Source organism: Bacillus cereus group sp. BfR-BA-01383, assembly GCF_022663495.1.
GTDB classification, from domain to species: domain Bacteria; phylum Bacillota; class Bacilli; order Bacillales; family Bacillaceae_G; genus Bacillus_A; species Bacillus_A cereus_AU.
Window position 1 is genome coordinate 328264 of the sequence record NZ_JAKUFP010000001.1, and the last position, 19086, is coordinate 347349.

Here is a 19086-nt window from a genome sequence, read left to right on the forward strand (position 1 = left end):
GAATAAAGAAGAAAAACTTCACATACGGAAGTTTCCCTCACTCTTCTTTCTTTTCGTTTTCTAAAAACGTCACTTGTTCAATTATCCCTTCTAGTAAAAGTTCTTCGGGAAGGATTGTTTTAATAACAAAGGATTGCCCTTTAATTAATAACTGGCCATGCTTTAACAACAACCTTACTTCTTTATCTGAAAACACTAATAAACCTCGATGATTTTCTATATAGATATGCACTTGCCCAACAAGCGTGATCCGAGGTAGATCCATTAGTACATCCACTGGCAGGTCTATTTGCTTCGTTAACCAATTCTTCATTTGTTCTAATTTTTTCATCTCAAAAGACCCCCTCTCATCCCATATGTATGAAAAAAGAGCTTGTAATATCACGTCCAAACTGAAAAAAAGCATAAAAAAACGTCTCATACGAAATGAGACGTTTTTTTATGCTAAAAGCTGTATAACCAGCTTATTCACTAGTGATCCGTCTGTTTTACCTTTTACTTTCGGCATAACAGCAGTCATCACTTTACCCATATCTGCTTTAGAAGTAGCACCAACTTCAGAAATAACTTGCTTAATTACATTCGCTAATTCTTCTTCTGTTAATTGCTCCGGCAAATATGCGCTTAAAATCTGAATTTCACTTTGCAGTTTATCAACAAGGTCTTCACGACCAGCTTTTTTAAATTCAAGGAGGGAGTCCTTATACTGTTTTACTTCACGAGCTAAAACTGTTAATTCCTCTTCTTCAGTAAGAGTATGTTGCAGTTTAATACCTTCATTTTGTAAAGCAGCCTTAACCATACGAATAACGGTTAATTTTTCTTTTTGTTTATTCTTCATCGCTTGTTTCATATCATCGTTTAAACGACCGAGAAGACTCATAACTTACACCCTCTCTTAGAATTTACGCTTTCTTGCCGCTTCAGATTTCTTCTTACGTTTTACACTTGGTTTTTCATAAAACTCGCGCTTTCTTGCTTCAGCAAGTGTACCAGTTTTTGAAACCGATCTTTTAAAACGGCGAAGTGCATCCTCCAAAGACTCGTTTTTACGAACGACTGTTTTTGACATTCTCTTTCCCTCCCTCCGAAACATCACACTTACATACTAACTTCAGCATGCAAAAAGAAACACTTCTTCAGCATGTCTTTTACGATTATAATACATTTTATCACTTCAGGTCAACTATTTGACAGAATAAAAGAAGAATAGATGCTCTTCTTTTTTCAATACTTAACTTCTCCACGAACGAAAAAAGCATGCAAACCCTTGTCGTTTGCATGCTTTTTATTATGCGCTTGCTGATTCTTTTTTTACATCATCTTCAAGAACACGAACAAATTGCGCTTCGTTATATGGATAACCAGCTTTCGTAATTTTCACTTTCACTAGCTTACCAATTAATTCTTCTGATCCTTCAAATACAATTTTCAAGTAGTTATCTGTATAACCTACATATAACCCTTCACGGTCACCATCTTTAAATTGCTCTTCTGGAATAATTTCAAGCACTTCACCTTCAAACTGTGAAGCATACTCTTTCGCTAATTGATTAGATAGTTCAATTAAACGGTGAACACGATCGTTCTTCACATCTTCAGGAACTTGATCTTCCATACGTGCTGCTGGAGTACCTGTACGTTTTGAATAAGGGAATACGTGTAATTCAGAGAAGCGATTCTCTTTAATGAAATTGTACGTTTCCATAAACTCTTCTTCTGTTTCACCTGGGAAACCAACAATTACGTCAGATGTAATTGCCAGACCTGGTAACGCTTCTTTCAAACGATCTAAACGCTCTTGGAAAAATTCCATCGTATATTTACGACGCATACGTTTTAATACTGTATTAGATCCTGATTGCAACGGAATATGCAAATGACGTACAACTACTTCAGATTTATCTAACACTTCAATTACTTCATCTGAAATTTGACTCGCTTCAATAGAAGAAATACGAAGTCGTTTTAATCCGCCTACTTCTGCTTCCATATCACGAAGTAATCCAGCTAAGTTATAATCTTTAATATCTTCACCGTATCCACCGGTATGAATACCTGTTAATACAATTTCTTTATAGCCTGCATCTACTAATTGCTGCGCTTGTTTAATAACTTCTTTCCCATCACGAGAACGCATTAAACCACGTGCCCAAGGAATAATACAGAATGTACAGAAGTTATTGCAACCCTCTTGTATTTTTAAAGATGCACGTGTACGATCCGTGAAATAAGGTACATCAAGTTCTTCGTATACACGCGTTTTCATAATGTTGCGGACAGCATTAATTGGTTGACGCTCTTTACGGAATTCTTCGATGTATCCTAACATCTTTTCACGATCCTGTGTACCAACAACAATATCTACACCCGGAATCGCCATAATTTCCGCTGGAGATGTTTGTGCATAACATCCTGTTACACAAATAACTGCATCCGGATTTTGACGCACAGCACGTCTAATGACTTGACGGCTTTTTTTATCTCCCGTATTCGTTACTGTACATGTGTTAATAACATATACATCAGATTTCTTTTCATATTCAGTTCTTTCATAACCACCTTGTTTAAACAATTGCCAAATCGCTTCTGTTTCATAGTGGTTTACTTTACAACCTAACGTGTGGAACGCAACAGTTGCCATTGATTATCACCCCATCAATTCAAAATGATAAGAAGCGGCACTTAACGCATAAAGCGGAGCCGTTTCTGTTCTTAAAATTCTTGGTCCTAAACTACATCGTACAAATTTATGTTCACGAAGTGCAGCAATCTCTTCCTCTGCTAAACCGCCTTCTGGGCCAAATACAATTAATAGCTTTTGACCCGGTTTCATTGTCGTTAAAGCTTTTGCAAAATTAGATTTCTCACCTTGTTTTGCTTCCTCTTCGTACGCAACAAGACATACATCATACTCATTACTCATTGAAAGCAATTGCTTAAACGATGCCGGAGCATATACTTCTGGAACTTCGCTTCTATGCGATTGTTCCGCAGCTTCTTTCACAATTTTTTTCAAACGCTCAACTTTTTTATCAGCTTTTTTTGCATCCCATTTTACAATCGAGCGGGATGCTTGAAATGGTAAAAACGCGGCTGCCCCAAGCTCAGTTCCTTTTTGAAAAATTAACTCTAGCTTGTCTCCTTTTGGCAGTCCACTTGCAATCGTCACGAAAACAGGAAGTTCACTTGACGCCTCTACCCATTCTACAATAGCTGTATTAACAAATTCACTGGTAATTTCATCAATTGAACATACTGCTGTTTTTCCGTTTACACAGCAATAAATGTGGTCACCAGCTGACATACGCATTACTCTCGCAATATGATGTACATCGTCACCTACAATGCGAATATTTGTCTCATTTACATATTTTTCTTCTACAAAATAACGTTGCATATAATCACCTTAGTAGAGTTTCGTTCCTTTCGTAAGTCAACACTTACGAAAAGAACGAAACGTTATCATTTTTCATATAACAAACGGCAAGTCCCTCACCTTATAGTGAGAGACTCCCCTTTTCATTATAGACTAAAATCTATATTACGCATTTCGTGCAATAATTGCTACCCAATCTTCCATTCTTAACACTTCTTCAATTGTAAATCCAGCTTTTTCTAACGCCTCAGAAATTATTTTTTCTTTCGCAGCAATAATGCCCGATGTAATAAATAATCCGCCTGACTTCACAACTCTTGCTGCATCTTCAGGGAATAAAAGAATAATTTCTGCTAATAAATTAGCTACGATTAAATCAACAGGACCCTCGATACCTTCTAAAAGGCTATTTTGCCCAACATTGACGATGTTATCAGTTTTATTTAAACGTACATTCATTTCTGCACTTTCAACTGCAACTGGATCTAAATCATACGCTTGAACAGAAGACGCACCTAATTTTGCCGCTGCAATACTAAGTACACCAGAACCTGTTCCTACATCAATGATAGTGTCACCTGGCTGAACCGTTTTTTCTAAAGCACGAATACACATCGTTGTTGTTGGATGCGTTCCTGTTCCAAACGCCATACCTGGATCTAATTCAATGATTTTTTCATCCGGAGAAGATGGTGTATATTCTTCCCACGTTGGCACAATCGTGAATGTATCAGAAATTTGTACTGGATGGTAATATTTTTTCCAAGCAGTAGCCCAATCTTCTTCATTGACTTCGTTAACGGTAATATTTCCAGTACCGATTTCGATGTCGTAAGATGGAAGCACATCAATAGATGATTTTACACCCGCAATCGTTTCCTGTAAAGAATCCGTTTGCGGGAAATATGCTTTAATTAATACACCTTCTGCCGGGTATTCATCTGGGTTCAATGCATAAATTTCACCATATTGTTGCTCGCGCTCTTTCGTTAACTCCGCTGGGTCCTCAATCGCAACTCCGCTCGCACCAGCTTCATGTAAAATATGAGAGACAGCTTCTACTGCTTCTTCTGTTGTATGAATACTAACTTCTGACCATTTCACAATTTACCAACTCCATTTTTTATTTCCATTATTCCCCTTTGAAAGCACGTTTAAGCTTTCCGAATAAGCTATCATCTTGATTTTCCTGACCAGCGAACTCACGCAATAATTCTTTTTGATGCGAAGTTAATTTCGTCGGTACAACAACGCGAACGACTACGTATTGATCTCCTTGACCATATCCACGTACGTTCGGAGCACCTTTTCCTTTTAGACGGAATTCCGTTCCTGTTTGTGTTCCTGCCGGAATTTTTAACTTCACTTTTCCGTGAACTGTAGGCACTTCTACTTCAGCACCAAGCGCTACTTGTGCGAATGTCAATGGCATTTCACAAATAATATGATCACCATCACGTTCGAAGAATTCATGATTTCTCACATGAACAACTACATATAAATCACCTGCTGGTCCACCATTTACGCCCGCTTCACCTTTTCCAGATACACGAATTTGTTGGCCATTATCGATACCCGCTGGAATTTTAACATTAATTTTTTTACGTTTACGTACTTTACCTGAACCGTGACATGTCGTACATTTTTCTTTAATCATTTGACCAGTTCCTGAACAATGACCACAAGCTTGACGGTTTACAATACGACCAAACGGTGTATTTTGTTCTACACTTACTTGACCTGATCCTGAACAATGTTTACATGTTTCTTTTGAAGTTCCTGGTTTTGCTCCGCTACCTTTACAAGTATCACATGGATCTTCTACTGGAATCTCAATATTTAACTCTTTACCAAAAATAGCTTCTTCAAACTCTAAAGTAACTTGGTATTGTAAGTCAGCACCTTGGCGCGGAGCATTTGGATCACGACGTCTGCCGCCACCGCCGCCAAAGAATGAACTAAAGATATCTTCAAAGCCGAAGCCACCACCGAAGTCTCCTCCGCCGCCAAACCCTTGATTTGCACCAGCATGACCAAATTGATCGTACTGCGCACGCTTTTGATCATCACTTAATACTTCATACGCTTCTTGTACTTCTTTAAACTTTTCAATTGCATTTTCTTCTTTACTTACGTCTGGATGGTATTTTTTAGCCAAACGACGATACGCTTTTTTTATTTCATCTTTAGAAGCACCTTTGCTAAGGCCAAGGACCTCATAATAATCTCGTTTACTCATAAATTTGCAACCCCCGAATCTTTCACATAAACGTAATTTTAACACCGAAAGAAAGTGCTTTGCAACAAAGTTTCCTCACTTACAGTATGCAAAGTAAAAAACTTAAGATCCTCACACATTTCTTTTCATTCATGAAAAAAGCCAAAGCCAAGGCACGCTTGACTTTGACTTTTTGTCATCTTACTTATTTATATTACTTGTCTTCTTTTACTTCTTCAAACTCAGCGTCAACTACATTGTCTTTCTTCGCGCCAGCGTCTTGTGCTCCTTGCGCACCTTCTGCTTGCCCTGCAGCCGCTTGAGCTTGCTCGTATAATTTAACAGTTAATTGTTGTACGATTTCTTGTAGAGCATCCTTTTTCGCACGGATTTCTTCAAGTTCGTTTTTCTCGATTGCCGCTTGTAATGCTTCTTTCGCTTCTGTTGCTTTCGCTACTTCAGCTGCATCCACTTTACCTTCTAAATCTTTTACAACTTTATCCGTTTGGAATACAAGTTGGTCAGCTTCGTTACGAAGTTCAACTTCTTCCTTACGTTTTTGGTCAGCGTCAGCATTTGCTTCTGCTTCTTGTACCATACGATCTACTTCTTCATCAGAAAGACCTGAAGAAGATTGGATTGTAATAGCTTGCTCTTTGCTTGTTCCTAAGTCTTTTGCACGTACGTTAACAATACCGTTCGCATCAATATCGAATGTTACTTCGATTTGTGGAATACCACGTGGTGCTGGCGGAAGGTCTGTTAATTGGAAACGACCTAGCGTTTTGTTGTCAGCTGACATTGGACGCTCACCTTGTAATACGTGAATGTCTACAGCTGGTTGGTTATCAGCAGCTGTTGAGAATACTTGTGATTTACTTGTTGGAATTGTAGTGTTACGCTCGATTAATTTCGTGAACACACCACCCATAGTTTCGATACCTAAAGAAAGTGGAGTTACGTCTAATAATAGTACGCCTTCTACATCACCAGTAAGTACGCCACCTTGAACTGCAGCACCTAATGCTACAACTTCATCAGGGTTTACACCTTTATATGGCTCTTTACCAGTTTCACGTTTAATTGCTTCTTGTACAGCTGGGATACGAGTAGATCCACCAACAAGGATAACTTTATCTAATTCGCTTGGAGCAAAACCAGCATCTTTTAATGCACGGCGAGTTGGCTCTAATGTTCTTTCAACAAGACCAGCTGAAAGCTCTTCGAATTTCGCTCTTGTTAACGTTAATTCTAAGTGTAATGGACCAGCAGCTCCAGCACTAATGAATGGTAATGAAATTTGTGTTTGTGTTACACCTGAAAGATCTTTTTTCGCTTTTTCAGCTGCATCTTTCAAACGTTGAAGTGCCATTTTATCTTGGCTTAAGTCAATGTTGTTTTCTTTTTTGAACTCAGCTACTAAGTGATCGATAATAACTTGGTCAAAGTCATCTCCACCAAGACGGTTATCACCAGCAGTTGAAATAACTTCGAATGTTCCGTCTGCTAACTCAAGGATAGATACGTCAAATGTACCGCCACCTAAGTCGTATACTAAGATTTTTTGTTCTTCATCTTGTTTTTCTAAACCGTAAGCAAGTGCTGCTGCTGTTGGCTCGTTAATGATACGCTCAACTTCTAAACCAGCGATACGACCAGCATCTTTTGTTGCTTGACGTTCTGCATCGTTGAAGTATGCAGGTACTGTAATAACAGCTTTCGTTACTGTTTCACCTAAGTATGCTTCAGCAGAAGCTTTTAAGTTTTGTAAAATGATTGCAGAAATTTCTTGAGGTGTATAATCTTTACCTTCAACTTCTACTTTATAGTCTGTACCCATATGACGTTTAACAGACATGATTGTATTAGGGTTTGTAATTGCTTGACGTTTCGCAACTTCCCCAACTTGACGCTCTTCATTTTTGAAAGCTACAACAGAAGGTGTTGTACGGTTTCCTTCTGGATTTGGGATAACCTTTGGTTCTCCACCTTCCATAACAGCTACACAAGAGTTTGTTGTACCTAAGTCAATACCGATAATTTTACTCATGGCGATTCCTCCTACTTTTATGTAAATTATTGATTTACTTTTACCATTGATGGGCGAATAACACGGTCTTTTAGTTTATAACCTTTTTGGAATTCCTCCACAACCGCGTTTGATTCAAATTCACTGTCTTCCACTTGCATAATAGCTTGGTGCTCATTAGGATCAAACTGTTTGCCAACAGATTCAATCACTTCAACACCTTCCTTAGTCAACGCTTCTAGCAATTGACGATGCACCATTTCCATACCTTGTAACAAGGATTTCGTTTGCTCATCAGTTGCTTCCACTTGCATCGCTCTTTCAAAATTATCAAGAGCTGGCAAAATATCTGAAACTAAACTTTGCGCTCTATATTTTTCAGCAGCCTGTTTATCCATTTGGACACGGCGCTTATGATTTTCAAAATCAGCTTGTAGACGTAATGTGCGACCTTCCGTTTCCGTTAGTTTCGCTTGTAACTCATCTACTTTTTCTTGTAAAAGAGCAGCCTCACTTTTTTCTTCTACAGTCTTTTCACTGTTTTCTGGCGTGACAGCTTCTTCAACTTGCGCTTCTTTTACTTCTTCTACCACTTGTTCGTTACGCTCTTCCACAATTTTCACCTCCTTAAAAGGTATTAGGTATCATGTATAGCATGATTACCTAAGCATTATATATTACACACAGCAATGAAAACTTCATCACTTGAGCGAATGTATTACTCTCGTTTACTTTTTAAGTCCATCAGTAAATTGTCTCGTAAATAACTGTAACAAACTAATGACACGAGAATATTGCATTCTCGTTGGACCTAAAATTGCAATCGTTCCGAGTTGCTCTTCTCCAATCGAATACGTTGCAGAAATCAAACTACAATCTTCCATAGCAATCGAAGAATTTTCCCTGCCAATTTTCACTTGAATACCTACTTGTTTATGACGCAAAATATCATAAAATTCAGCTTCGTTATCAATCATTGTCAGCAAGGATCTTACTTTTTGAATGTCATGGAACTCTGGTTGCGAAAGCATATTTGCTTTTCCTCCAAAGTATATCTTTTCCGATAACGGAACTTGAAATGTACCATCTAACATTTTTATTGCACTATCGTAATTATGAACATACCCACGTAAAACTGTAACAATCTCTTTAAAGATTTTATTATGAAGTTCCGACATAGGTACACCCGATAGCTTTTCATTTAAAATATTAACCATTTTTTCTAAATCTGATAAATCAACAGATTCCGGAACGGTAATCGTTTTACTTTGTACATGCCCTGTATCCGTTACAATAATAGCGACTGCAGTTTGACGATCAAGCGGTACAATTTGTACGTTTTTAAGTTTATTTGTACTTAACTTCGGTCCAAGAACAATGGCCGTATAGTTCGTAAGTTCTGATAAAATTTGAGCAGATTGCTGTGCAATTTTTTCCGCTTCAAAAATTCTTTCAGCAAATAAATCTTTAATTTGTACAACCTCATCGTTCGGTAAGTTTTGCGGGGCTAAAAGGTGGTCTACATAAAATCGGTATCCTTTCTCAGAAGGAACACGTCCAGAAGAACTATGCGTTTTTTCAATAAAACCTAATTCTTCTAAATCAGCCATTTCATTTCGAATAGTAGCTGAACTAAATGTAATTTCCTCTTTTTTAGCCAACGTTCTAGACCCAACGGGCTGCGCTGATCCAATAAAGTCATCAATAATTGTTTGCAAAATTAAGAGCTGACGTTCCGTAAGCATCTCATCATCACCTCTGTTAGCACTCTTTGTCTTCGAGTGCTAAATCTATTAATAACTTACCAAAATTGACATTCAATTGTCAACGGAAACGTCACGAAATAATGAAACTTTTTCACGTTTATGGAACATTTAATTAGTCAATCAAAAATGACTGGAATACTTCATTCCCTAATAATTTTCCTTTTCGCGTTAAACGAACATATCCATCTCTCTCTTCAAGCAATCCTTGTTCTTGATTGGTTTGTAACTGCTTCGCGAAAACTTGATCCATATCCATATTAAATTTCTTTTGAAATGCTATTTTAGACACACCTTTTGTTTTTCGAAGCCCTAAGAACAACTCTTCTTCCATTCTTTCTTTCTCCGTTACTGTGTGAACGTCTAAATATGGAAATCCAGTTTCATCAATTTTATTGAAATATTGCTTGAGCGGTCCTACATTTTGGATACGTTCTCCATTTACATAACTATGCGCTCCAGCTCCAAATCCATAATACTCTTCATTATTCCAGTATGTGAGGTTATGTCTACTTTCATTATCACCTTTTGAGAAATTACTAATTTCATACTGGTTATAACCGTGTTTCTCCATTTCATCCATTACCATTTCGTACATTTTCGCTTCGTGATCTTCACCTGGAAGACGTAATTTCCCTTTATTCATTAAGTTATAAAATACTGTTTTCGGTTCCACAATTAATGAATATGCCGAGAAATGTTGTACACCAAGCGTAAAAGCAATGTCTAATGTTTCTTTTACATCTTCTATCGTCTGTCCTGGCAAAGCATAAATAATATCTACATTAATATTTTTAAAGCCTACTTCCTGCGCTTCTCGAATTGCTACAAACGCATCTTCTCTCGTATGCTTGCGTCCAATTTTCTCAAGCAGTTCATCACGAAACGTTTGTACACCAAAACTAATTCTGTTCACGCCGCCTTCTAACAATACATTTAACTTCTCTTTCGGTAAATCACCTGGATTCGCTTCAAATGTTAGTTCACAATTCGGAGCAAATGGACGTAAATGACGGTTAATGATATCGAGTAGTTTTTTTGTCTGTTCCATATTTAATGCTGTCGGAGTTCCCCCGCCAACAAAAATCGTTTTCATACTATCAAACGGTACTTTTTGAACCGTGTTTATTATTTCTTTCTCCAAATACTCTAAATATTGATCTACCGGTTGGCGTTCAATAAACACTTTATTAAAATCACAATAGTGACAAATATGCTGACAAAATGGAATATGAATATATGCAGCTTGTACCAAATATAACCCCTACCTTTCTAAAAAGAAAACCTCCGCACTCCGGAGGATTCTCTACTTCTCTAACGTATTACGGATTTGTTCCATTCGCATTTTTCCCCAATCATACATCATTTCAACGATTGGTAAAAGCGACATGCCTAGTTCCGTCATATAATACTCAACGCGAGGAGGAATTTCAGGATACACTGTTCGATTAACAATCCCATCCTCCATTAACTCTTTTAATTGATTCGACAAAACTTTATGAGAAATGCTTGGGAATAATCGTTGTAATTCACTAAAACGATGAGGCCCTTCCACACCAAGATGCCACAGTATCACAACTTTCCACTTTCCGCTAATAATAGAAAGCGTCAATTCCTTTTCACAATTAAAATTACCATTTTGTATTTTCTCGTGAATATCTTTTCGAATATTTTCGGACATTAACAATCTCCTAACTCTGTATGAACTAAAAAGCTCTCTCACCATTGTAAATGAGAGATGCTAAGATGTCTAAAAAGTAATTATACAGAAAAAAGAAGCCGCATAAACGACTTCTTTTTTTATTTCAAATATTAGTTGTCATCCATTTTCAGTACAGCCATGAATGCCTCTTGCGGTACTTCTACAGAACCAACAGACTTCATACGTTTTTTACCTTCTTTTTGCTTATCAAGAAGTTTACGCTTACGAGAAATGTCACCGCCGTAACATTTCGCAAGTACGTTTTTACGCATTGCCTTAATTGTAGAACGTGCTACAACTTTGTTTCCGATCGTCGCCTGAATTGGCACTTCGAACTGTTGTCTTGGAATTAATTCTTTTAATTTCTCTACAATTACTTTACCACGGTCATACGCTGAATCACGGTGCACAATAAATGATAAAGCATCCACTTGTTCATTATTTAAAAGAATATCCATTTTCACAAGTTTAGATGGTTTATAACCGATTAACTCGTAGTCAAATGATGCATATCCTTTCGTATTTGATTTCAATTGATCGAAGAAATCATATACGATTTCTGATAACGGGATATCATATGTCAATGTAACACGTGTTTCATCTAAATATTGCATATCAATAAACGTTCCACGTTTACCTTGGCAAATTTCCATTACAGCTCCAACATAGTCATTCGGAACCATAATTGCAGCCTTCACAAACGGCTCTTCTACGCGATCGATAGACTGTGGATCTGGCATATTAGATGGATTATCAACAATAACATCTTCACCGTTTGTTAAATAAACTTTATAAATAACGCTTGGCGCTGTTGTAATTAAGTCAATCTTAAATTCACGTTCAATACGTTCTTGAATGATTTCCATGTGAAGAAGTCCTAAGAAACCACAACGGAAACCAAATCCTAGCGCTTGAGATGTTTCAGGCTCAAACTCAAGAGCAGAATCGTTTAACTCTAATTTTTCTAACGCATCACGTAAATCGTTATAACGAGCAGAATCAATCGGGTACAGACCACAGAATACCATCGGGTTTAATTTACGGTAACCTGCTAACGCCTCTGCAGCCGGACGTTTCGCATGTGTAATCGTATCACCAACGCGTGTGTCACCAACATTTTTAATCGATGCCGCTAAGAAACCTACATCACCTACTGTTAGCTCGTCACGTTGCGTTGTTTTCGGTGTAAATACACCTACTTCTGTTACTTCAAATTCTTTTCCAGTTGCCATCATACGTACTTTATCGCCAACTTTTACAGTTCCATTTACAACACGAATATATGCAATTACACCGCGGTACGGATCATATAAAGAATCGAAAATCATACATTGTAACGGCTCTTCTGAATCACCCGTTGGAGCTGGTACCTTTTCAACGATCTGTTCTAAAATTTCTTCAATACCAATGCCAGCTTTCGCTGAAGCAAGTACAGCTTCCGATGCATCTAAACCAATTACATCTTCTACTTCTTGACGTACGCGTTCTGGATCCGCACTTGGTAAGTCGATTTTATTAATAACTGGTAAGATTTCTAAATTATTATCAAGAGCTAAATATACGTTCGCTAACGTTTGCGCCTCAATCCCTTGCGCTGCATCAACAACAAGAATTGCACCTTCACAAGCAGCTAAACTACGAGATACTTCGTACGTAAAGTCGACGTGTCCTGGTGTATCGATCAAGTGAAGAATATACTCTTCACCGTCTTTCGCTTTATACGTTAATTGTACTGCATTTAATTTAATTGTAATACCGCGCTCACGCTCTAACTCCATAGAGTCAAGCAATTGAGCCTTCATTTCGCGCTGTGTTAACGCGTTTGTTTTCTCCAAAATACGGTCTGCCAGCGTTGATTTCCCGTGGTCAATGTGAGCAATGATGGAGAAGTTACGAATTTTCGACTGTCTTTTTGCTCTTTCTTCTTTGTTCATCTATGTTCTCAACTCCTAATAGTCTCGCCAATATACACTAGCACTGATTATATCAATAGCGCAGCAAAGATTCAACGAAAACTCTTGCTGCTTACAAGACAAATCATTCTATCTATATCTTATGCGAACAAACCATAAGAGACAAACCTTTTTCAAATAAAAAAAAACGGCTGTCGTACAAAACGATAAGACAACCGTTCTCCCTGCTACTCTTAGCTAAAAATCTCTTTCACTTTCCCAACAACTATATCCGTTCCAAACTTCGCCATTTCGTAAGCAACACTCGCTAGCGCTATACCAATTCCTTCTACGACATTAAAACTTCTTAAACTTTCTAGTTGTTTTTGTTTTTCAATAGTTGAAAACGAATTCCCCAAAATTTCTGATTCAGCACCCGCACCCTCTGTTCCTGTCATATGAGCTATTTGCTCATATGACAACTGCTGATAACCTTTCATACTTTTTAAACCGTGATTAGCAAGCGCCACTCCCGCTATCATCATAAGCAGGCATAATGCTGCACTACATATACACAAAAGCGCAAAGCGGCTTAAACCATTGTCGCCTCTTTCCATCAGTGTGTATATGCTCCTGTATTATCTTGATCAATTTGATGATGCAGCGCTGCATTTAAACCACCCGCTATTACATTGGCCATATCCTCAATAAATGCATCTACTTCTTTTGGAGTCACCATTAAATTATGACCGAGAGGAGATAGTACTTCATAAATCAATTTTCTTTTTTCTTCTTCTTCCAACGTACCAATAGCTCCTAAAAACATATTCCTACTCTTTTCATCTGGCATATCTTCTTCTGTTAGTTTTTTCTTTTCTCCAAATGTAAAGCCAGCTGGCAATAGAGATCGTGAAGGTTTGTTTCCTTCTTTCATCTCCCGTCCAAAATGTTTCAAAATAAAATCAATCGTATCGCTTGTAATCGAAACAGCATCAACCACAGTCGGAACACCAATTGCAATAACAGGAATACCTAATGTTTCTTTACTTAATTCCTTACGTTTATTACCAACACCAGACCCTGGATGAATTCCTGTATCAGAAATTTGTATCGTGCTATTTACGCGTTCAATAGAGCGGGCAGCTAATGCATCAATCGCAATTACAAAGTCTGGTTTCGTTTTTTCGATAATCCCATAAATAACATCACTCGTTTCAATTCCTGTAATTCCCATTACCCCCGGCCTGATTGCACTAACAGGCCTAAATCCTTCTTCTACGCTTTCAGGCTGCAATTGAAATAAATGTCTCGTTACCAATACGTTTTCTACAACTATCGGTCCAAGCGCATCTGGTGTTACATTCCAATTCCCAAGCCCGACGATTAAACAACTCGCTTCTTTTGTAACGCCAACCTCTTCTAAGAAATAAGAAAACTCTTTGGCAAAAACACGCTCTACTTTTTGTTGGAGTTCCGTATCTTGCTGACGTATCCCTTGCACCTCAAGAGTTAAATAATTTCCAGGTTTTTTACCCATTGATTCAGATGCAACCTCATCAATCGTTACTTTTGTAATTGTAATACCCTCTTCTTCCCTCTCTTTTACAATAACTCCCTGTATCCCTTTTTGTTCTTCTTGTCGCTCTTGCAGCATTTGATGCGCCTCTACAGCAAGGTCCGTTCTAACACTATATTTACTTAAATCTAATGGTTCTTTCATCGTATCTCCTCCGTAATTCATAGTAAATATCGTTAGATTTCCCCAAGTTATATAAGGCCATTCTTTTCTTCATGTGAAATTTCATTGATATACTATTGCAATTCTCTTCACCGTTTGATAAAATATCACTTGTTCTATGTAAGAATCGAGTCATTCGATTGCACCAGGGAGGTGAAAAGTATGGCAAACATCAAATCTGCTATCAAACGCGCTAAACTTAGCGAAGAGCGTCGTTCACATAACGCTTCTATCAAGTCTGACATGCGTTCTGCTGTTAAAACTGTAGAAGCTTTAGTTACTAATAACGATCTTGAAAATGCTAAAGAAGCTTTCAAAACTGCTTCTAAAAAACTTGACAAAGCAGCTCGTAAAGGTCTTATCCACCAAAACGCTGCAGCTCGTCAAAAATCTCGCTTAGCGAAACAAGTAAACGCGTAAGGCGTTTAAAAAACGATCCATTTGGGTCGTTTTTTTATATACAAAAAAAGTTCACGTACTAAGTACATGAACTTTTTTGTATCACTACATATGATTTAATCGCATTAAGAAAAACTCGAGTACAAGCTTCTTATCCATCTTTCCCGTTTTCATACTATAATCAGCTTCCGCTAATTCTATAATGACTTTTTTTAATTCTTCAAAAGAGAAAAACTTCGTTTGATTCATCGCCAACTTTACACGATACGGATGCACACCAATATGAGACGCTATTTGATTTTGCCCATAACCACGTTGTTGTAACTCTTTCACTTGATGCAGCAAGCGGAATTGACTCACTAATAACGCAAGCAGTTTAATTGGTTCTTCCTGCTGCGTAAATAATCCATCCAAAATTTGCATCGCACCTGCGATATCTTTTTTCACCACTTTTTCTGTCAAAGCAAACACATTTTGCTCAACAGATTTCGGCACAAGCTCTGCCACAAGCTTCGGTGTAATCTCTCCGCCCATACCGACGTATAATGTTAACTTATCCATTTCCTTCGCCAACATCGTTACATTACTTCCCACAAGCTCTAACAACAAACTAACAGCTGCATTGTCAATGTGCACATGCACCTCATCTGCACGTGCAACAATCCATTTTTGAACATCCTGTACTTGCATCGCATTCGCTTCTACTATATCCGCTGTTTTCTTTAATAGTTTTGTAATTTTTTTACGTTCATCAAGCTTTTCGTAAGGCACAACAAAAACAAGAATAGAAAACGGAGAAGGTTCACCAATATATTCTTCTAAAATTTTTATATTTTGTTCTAACTTTTCTTTTTGTGAAGTTAAAAATAGTGGTGATTTTATTAATAACACTTTCCGTTCTCCAAAAAAAGGAAGCGTACGCGCATCCTCAACCACATCTTCTAAATACGCCTCTTCCAAATCGTATGTCACAACATTAAACTCTCGGTCTTCTTCTTCAAGCGCTTCTGTTGTAATAAGCTTTATCGTTTCATTTATAAAAAACGCTTCCGTTCCATATAGTAAATACAACGGAGCAAACTGTTTCTTTTTAATTTTTTTATGTATATCACTCATACTTTTCCCTACTCCCTAACTTGGCAATATATATATTTATACTAATGCCCTAGCTTTTGTTTTACAAGTACAAAGGAACAGGCTGTATAAACCCGTCCCTTTATTTATATAAAACGCCACGCAATAAGTCCCGGGTTTCTTATTGGTGTGCGGTAATCACCTTCCCTTTATTATTCACAATAAAAATCCGAGTATAAGTGCCAACTGTTAACAAGCTTGGAAACGAAAAACTTACGTTAGTTAATGAACTAAAAAACAGTAAAAATACTCGATTCCTCTTCATATGGAAATTGTAGATTTTTTTCTGACAATATTTTATACTAGAGTGGAATGTTGGGGAGGGATTCTAAATGAATAATTTTGAACAAAACGTTCAAAGTAAACGCAATGACGCTATTGATTCAGGAGTAGGATTTATCGTCTCATTTGGTTTTTTCGCAACACTTTTCATTATTGCAACTGTTATTAAATTTATCGGTTCTTAAAGGCTGCCACTTTATGGCAGTCTTCTCTTTTTCATTTACTATGTGTTTCATCATATGTCATTTTACTTTTAAAGGTTCCGTTTTCTCCTTTAAAAACATAGGAAATAGCACCTTGTTTATCCGTACGCCATATTTCAATGTCCATCTTCTCAAAACGCTCTATAATCTCCTTATGAGGGTGCCCATATCTATTGCATTCTCCTACAGAAATAATCGCTATACTAGGCTGTATAAAGTTTAAAAAGGCGGATATAGATGACGTCTTACTCCCATGATGAGCAACCTTTAAAACATCCGCCCGCAATGCGGGATATTTTGATACTAAACGACTCTCTCCTCCTTCTTCTAAATCTCCTGTAAACAACCACGTTACCCCTCCAAATTTCGCCCATATTACAATTGAGGAATCATTTTCATTAGATTCCTTTCCGTTTGGAGCTAACACAACAAATTCCGCTCCATTTACACTCCAACTTTCCCCTTCCTTCACTTTACTTATGTTCACTCTCTTTTCTAATGCCTTTTTCTTTAATACTTTTTCTAATACTGCATCTTGCTCCTTCTGGCCAAATACAACTTCCTTTACAGTAATAGATGATAATAAATCCAATGCGGCACCTATATGATCTGCATCCCCGTGCGTTACAATTAATTTGTCAATCGTTTTTATACCTTCCTTTTGTAAAAAAGGAACGAGAATATCGTGCCCAACAGAAAATTCATGTTTTTTCCGTTGCCATTCTTCTTTATTGAGTTGAAGCGTTCCACCTGTGTCAATAAGATAAACTCCTTTATCATATGGAAGGCGAATTAAGATTGCATCACCTTGTCCAACATCAATAAATGTAACGCTGCCACTTTCACGAAAATATGGATATACATAATGACATGTACAAACAAAAAGAAATACACCCACAACTATGAACATAATCCTTTTTGACATCCTCCTTTCCCAAACTATCAATATACTAACAATAATTACACAATATACCGCTACTAGAAGTATAGGTGTTTGCCCGAAAATAAGCCGGGTAAATAGTAAATTTTCACAGTAACTTAAAAAATTATTAGAAATACTCAAACCAATTGATAGTACATTCGCAAGTCCTTTTGCGAGAAATGGGATAATCGGCATACACATCAGAATAATAATGCTACACGGTAACACAATTATAGATAAAAACGGAACATATAGGAGATTGAGGAAAATACTATAGGGAGAAAAATAACCGAAGTGGTATAACAAAATCGGCGTACTAACGAGCTGTGAAATAATAGAAATGTAAATCGAATTTCGGATTACTCCATTACTACGACCTAGTAATATCGAAGCAGACAAAATTAAAGCGAAACTACCTACAAATGAAAATTGAAATCCAATATTAAAAACAAGATACGGATCGTATATAAGCATACATATAGCTGTTACACTTAAAGCATCTAAGCTAGATATACGAATAGAACACATGAAAGCAATCAACAACAAGACCCCTGTTATAGAAGCTCTTATTACAGACGGTGACGCCCCTGCTAAAATCATATACAAAGGAATACAGACGATAAGACAGACGGTCGCTACCTCCCTCGTCACACCACTTCTTAGCAAAACAAAGTACACGATCACCATTAACAATACAATGTGCGATCCCGAAATCGCCAATAAATGCACAAGGCCAAATTGTTGGTATTGCTCTTCAACTTCAAACGTCATTTGTTGTCTATCACCAAATAATAACGCATTCATAAAAGCACCTGATTGCTCTGGAAACATTTCTGTAACTTTTGAGATTGCTTGCTGTCTCAAAAGGAGAATCCATTGCATGAGTGACAATGATGTTTTATGACATTCAGAAATATATGTAGCATCAAATATGAAATGAATATTTTGCTTATATAAATAATCACGGTAATTAAAACCATGAAAATCCCTAGCTGTTTGCGGTTCTTTCCTCTCACCTTTGAATACACATGATACCCCTGCATATAATTGTTGCAATTGTTTCTTTTCCAAGGATGATTTAATTTTGTAACTTAACTGCACTAAATTTTTATGCTGATCCTCAATTTGAAATGATAGGCGATCTCCGTTAATAAGAGGTGCATTTTGTATCACCCCTCGTGTAACTTCGTAGGGCTCTCCTAGAGGCTTATTTTGCCCCTGAACATATGAAGTGTACATAGCGCCACTAAAACACGCTACCATACAAAAAAAGAAGGTTTTACGCGAAGTACGATATAAACAAAATAAGACATAGAAAGCAAGACAACAAACAATCAACAAAGACGACGTGGAAAAGGCAATTGCAATCCCCATTACAAACGAGATTGCAACATAGCCCCATTGTCCATGCAACTCATACTCACT

At 37.3% G+C, this 19086-nt stretch carries 19 protein-coding genes; 2 read left to right on the forward strand and 17 right to left on the reverse strand.

The window, feature by feature from the left end:
• Positions 1-37 precede the first annotated feature (37 nt).
• The 15 genes from yqfC to gpr form a co-directional block, all read right to left on the reverse strand.
• Positions 38-331: a sporulation protein YqfC gene (gene yqfC, locus MR065_RS01885; protein WP_002088680.1), complete on the reverse strand. Its 294-nt coding sequence runs from the start codon at positions 329-331 to the stop codon at positions 38-40.
• Between the two features lie 108 nt (positions 332-439).
• The gene (locus tag MR065_RS01890) at positions 440-883 is read right to left on the reverse strand and encodes a GatB/YqeY domain-containing protein (protein ID WP_060632306.1); all 444 of its coding nucleotides are present in this window, start codon (positions 881-883) and stop codon (positions 440-442) included.
• A gap of 15 nt (positions 884-898) precedes the next feature.
• Positions 899-1072 carry a 30S ribosomal protein S21 gene (gene rpsU, locus MR065_RS01895; protein ID WP_000048061.1) on the reverse strand — a complete coding sequence of 58 codons (174 nt, stop codon included), beginning with the start codon at positions 1070-1072 and terminating at the stop codon, positions 899-901.
• A gap of 219 nt (positions 1073-1291) precedes the next feature.
• Complete coding sequence (mtaB, locus tag MR065_RS01900; RefSeq protein WP_071718595.1) at positions 1292-2644, reverse strand: tRNA (N(6)-L-threonylcarbamoyladenosine(37)-C(2))-methylthiotransferase MtaB; 1353 nt, start codon at positions 2642-2644, stop codon at positions 1292-1294.
• Positions 2645-2650: 6 nt separating this feature from the next.
• Complete coding sequence (locus tag MR065_RS01905; RefSeq protein WP_242212281.1) at positions 2651-3400, reverse strand: 16S rRNA (uracil(1498)-N(3))-methyltransferase; 750 nt, start codon at positions 3398-3400, stop codon at positions 2651-2653.
• 144 nt (positions 3401-3544) lie between these two features.
• Entirely contained in the window at positions 3545-4483 is a 939-nt protein-coding gene (gene prmA, locus MR065_RS01910) for a 50S ribosomal protein L11 methyltransferase (protein WP_242212282.1), read from the reverse strand.
• A 28-nt stretch (positions 4484-4511) separates the two neighbouring features.
• Entirely contained in the window at positions 4512-5618 is a 1107-nt protein-coding gene (dnaJ, locus tag MR065_RS01915) for a chaperone protein DnaJ (protein ID WP_097906185.1), read from the reverse strand.
• Between the two features lie 193 nt (positions 5619-5811).
• Complete coding sequence (gene dnaK / locus MR065_RS01920; RefSeq protein WP_016086236.1) at positions 5812-7647, reverse strand: chaperone protein DnaK; 1836 nt, start codon at positions 7645-7647, stop codon at positions 5812-5814.
• A 26-nt stretch (positions 7648-7673) separates the two neighbouring features.
• The gene (gene grpE, locus MR065_RS01925; RefSeq protein WP_002122597.1) at positions 7674-8240 is read right to left on the reverse strand and encodes a nucleotide exchange factor GrpE; all 567 of its coding nucleotides are present in this window, start codon (positions 8238-8240) and stop codon (positions 7674-7676) included.
• Positions 8241-8354: 114 nt separating this feature from the next.
• The gene (gene hrcA / locus MR065_RS01930) at positions 8355-9371 is read right to left on the reverse strand and encodes a heat-inducible transcriptional repressor HrcA (RefSeq protein WP_242212283.1); all 1017 of its coding nucleotides are present in this window, start codon (positions 9369-9371) and stop codon (positions 8355-8357) included.
• A 133-nt stretch (positions 9372-9504) separates the two neighbouring features.
• The gene (gene hemW / locus MR065_RS01935) at positions 9505-10644 is read right to left on the reverse strand and encodes a radical SAM family heme chaperone HemW (RefSeq protein ID WP_242212284.1); all 1140 of its coding nucleotides are present in this window, start codon (positions 10642-10644) and stop codon (positions 9505-9507) included.
• Between the two features lie 51 nt (positions 10645-10695).
• The gene (locus MR065_RS01940) at positions 10696-11070 is read right to left on the reverse strand and encodes a winged helix-turn-helix transcriptional regulator (RefSeq protein ID WP_097906188.1); all 375 of its coding nucleotides are present in this window, start codon (positions 11068-11070) and stop codon (positions 10696-10698) included.
• A gap of 131 nt (positions 11071-11201) precedes the next feature.
• The gene (lepA, locus tag MR065_RS01945; protein ID WP_097906189.1) at positions 11202-13025 is read right to left on the reverse strand and encodes an elongation factor 4; all 1824 of its coding nucleotides are present in this window, start codon (positions 13023-13025) and stop codon (positions 11202-11204) included.
• Positions 13026-13237: 212 nt separating this feature from the next.
• A complete protein-coding gene (locus tag MR065_RS01950) occupies positions 13238-13603 on the reverse strand; it encodes a YqxA family protein (protein ID WP_242212313.1) in 366 nt (121 codons plus the stop codon).
• Positions 13600-14703, reverse strand: a complete 1104-nt coding sequence (gpr, locus tag MR065_RS01955) for a GPR endopeptidase (protein WP_242212285.1) — start codon at positions 14701-14703, stop codon at positions 13600-13602. The genes MR065_RS01950 and gpr overlap by 4 nt, the downstream gene beginning before the upstream one ends.
• 180 nt (positions 14704-14883) lie before the next feature.
• Between gpr and rpsT the strand changes: the two genes are divergently transcribed.
• Positions 14884-15141, forward strand: coding sequence for a 30S ribosomal protein S20 (gene rpsT, locus MR065_RS01960; RefSeq protein ID WP_001274014.1), 258 nt, complete (start codon positions 14884-14886; stop codon positions 15139-15141).
• A gap of 84 nt (positions 15142-15225) precedes the next feature.
• Here rpsT and holA read toward each other — a convergent pair whose 3' ends face one another.
• The gene (gene holA, locus MR065_RS01965; RefSeq protein ID WP_097906192.1) at positions 15226-16236 is read right to left on the reverse strand and encodes a DNA polymerase III subunit delta; all 1011 of its coding nucleotides are present in this window, start codon (positions 16234-16236) and stop codon (positions 15226-15228) included.
• A gap of 350 nt (positions 16237-16586) precedes the next feature.
• On the opposite strand from holA, the gene MR065_RS01970 reads away from it, so the two are divergent.
• Entirely contained in the window at positions 16587-16721 is a 135-nt protein-coding gene (locus tag MR065_RS01970; RefSeq protein ID WP_001058627.1) for a YqzM family protein, read from the forward strand.
• Positions 16722-16752: 31 nt separating this feature from the next.
• On the opposite strand, the gene MR065_RS01975 is transcribed toward MR065_RS01970, so the two are convergent.
• A complete protein-coding gene (locus MR065_RS01975; RefSeq protein WP_242212286.1) occupies positions 16753-19074 on the reverse strand; it encodes a DNA internalization-related competence protein ComEC/Rec2 in 2322 nt (773 codons plus the stop codon).
• Between the last annotated feature and the right edge of the window lie 12 nt (positions 19075-19086).

Excerpts from the sequence above, each read along its gene's own strand:
- MR065_RS01890 (WP_060632306.1), bottom strand. The coding sequence starts at position 883 with ATGAGTCTTCTCGGTCGTTTAAACGATGATATGAAACAAGCGATGAAG.
- mtaB (WP_071718595.1), bottom strand. The coding sequence starts at position 2,644 with ATGGCAACTGTTGCGTTCCACACGTTAGGTTGTAAAGTAAACCACTAT.
- rpsU (WP_000048061.1), bottom strand. The coding sequence starts at position 1,072 with ATGTCAAAAACAGTCGTTCGTAAAAACGAGTCTTTGGAGGATGCACTT.
- gpr (WP_242212285.1), bottom strand. The coding sequence starts at position 14,703 with ATGAAAGAACCATTAGATTTAAGTAAATATAGTGTTAGAACGGACCTT.
- dnaK (WP_016086236.1), bottom strand. The coding sequence starts at position 7,647 with ATGAGTAAAATTATCGGTATTGACTTAGGTACAACAAACTCTTGTGTA.
- dnaJ (WP_097906185.1), bottom strand. The coding sequence starts at position 5,618 with ATGAGTAAACGAGATTATTATGAGGTCCTTGGCCTTAGCAAAGGTGCT.
- rpsT (WP_001274014.1), top strand. The coding sequence starts at position 14,884 with ATGGCAAACATCAAATCTGCTATCAAACGCGCTAAACTTAGCGAAGAG.
- holA (WP_097906192.1), bottom strand. The coding sequence starts at position 16,236 with ATGAGTGATATACATAAAAAAATTAAAAAGAAACAGTTTGCTCCGTTG.
- hrcA (WP_242212283.1), bottom strand. The coding sequence starts at position 9,371 with ATGCTTACGGAACGTCAGCTCTTAATTTTGCAAACAATTATTGATGAC.
- lepA (WP_097906189.1), bottom strand. The coding sequence starts at position 13,025 with ATGAACAAAGAAGAAAGAGCAAAAAGACAGTCGAAAATTCGTAACTTC.
- MR065_RS01905 (WP_242212281.1), bottom strand. The coding sequence starts at position 3,400 with ATGCAACGTTATTTTGTAGAAGAAAAATATGTAAATGAGACAAATATT.
- yqfC (WP_002088680.1), bottom strand. The coding sequence starts at position 331 with ATGAAAAAATTAGAACAAATGAAGAATTGGTTAACGAAGCAAATAGAC.
- MR065_RS01970 (WP_001058627.1), top strand. The coding sequence starts at position 16,587 with ATGAATAATTTTGAACAAAACGTTCAAAGTAAACGCAATGACGCTATT.
- MR065_RS01940 (WP_097906188.1), bottom strand. The coding sequence starts at position 11,070 with ATGTCCGAAAATATTCGAAAAGATATTCACGAGAAAATACAAAATGGT.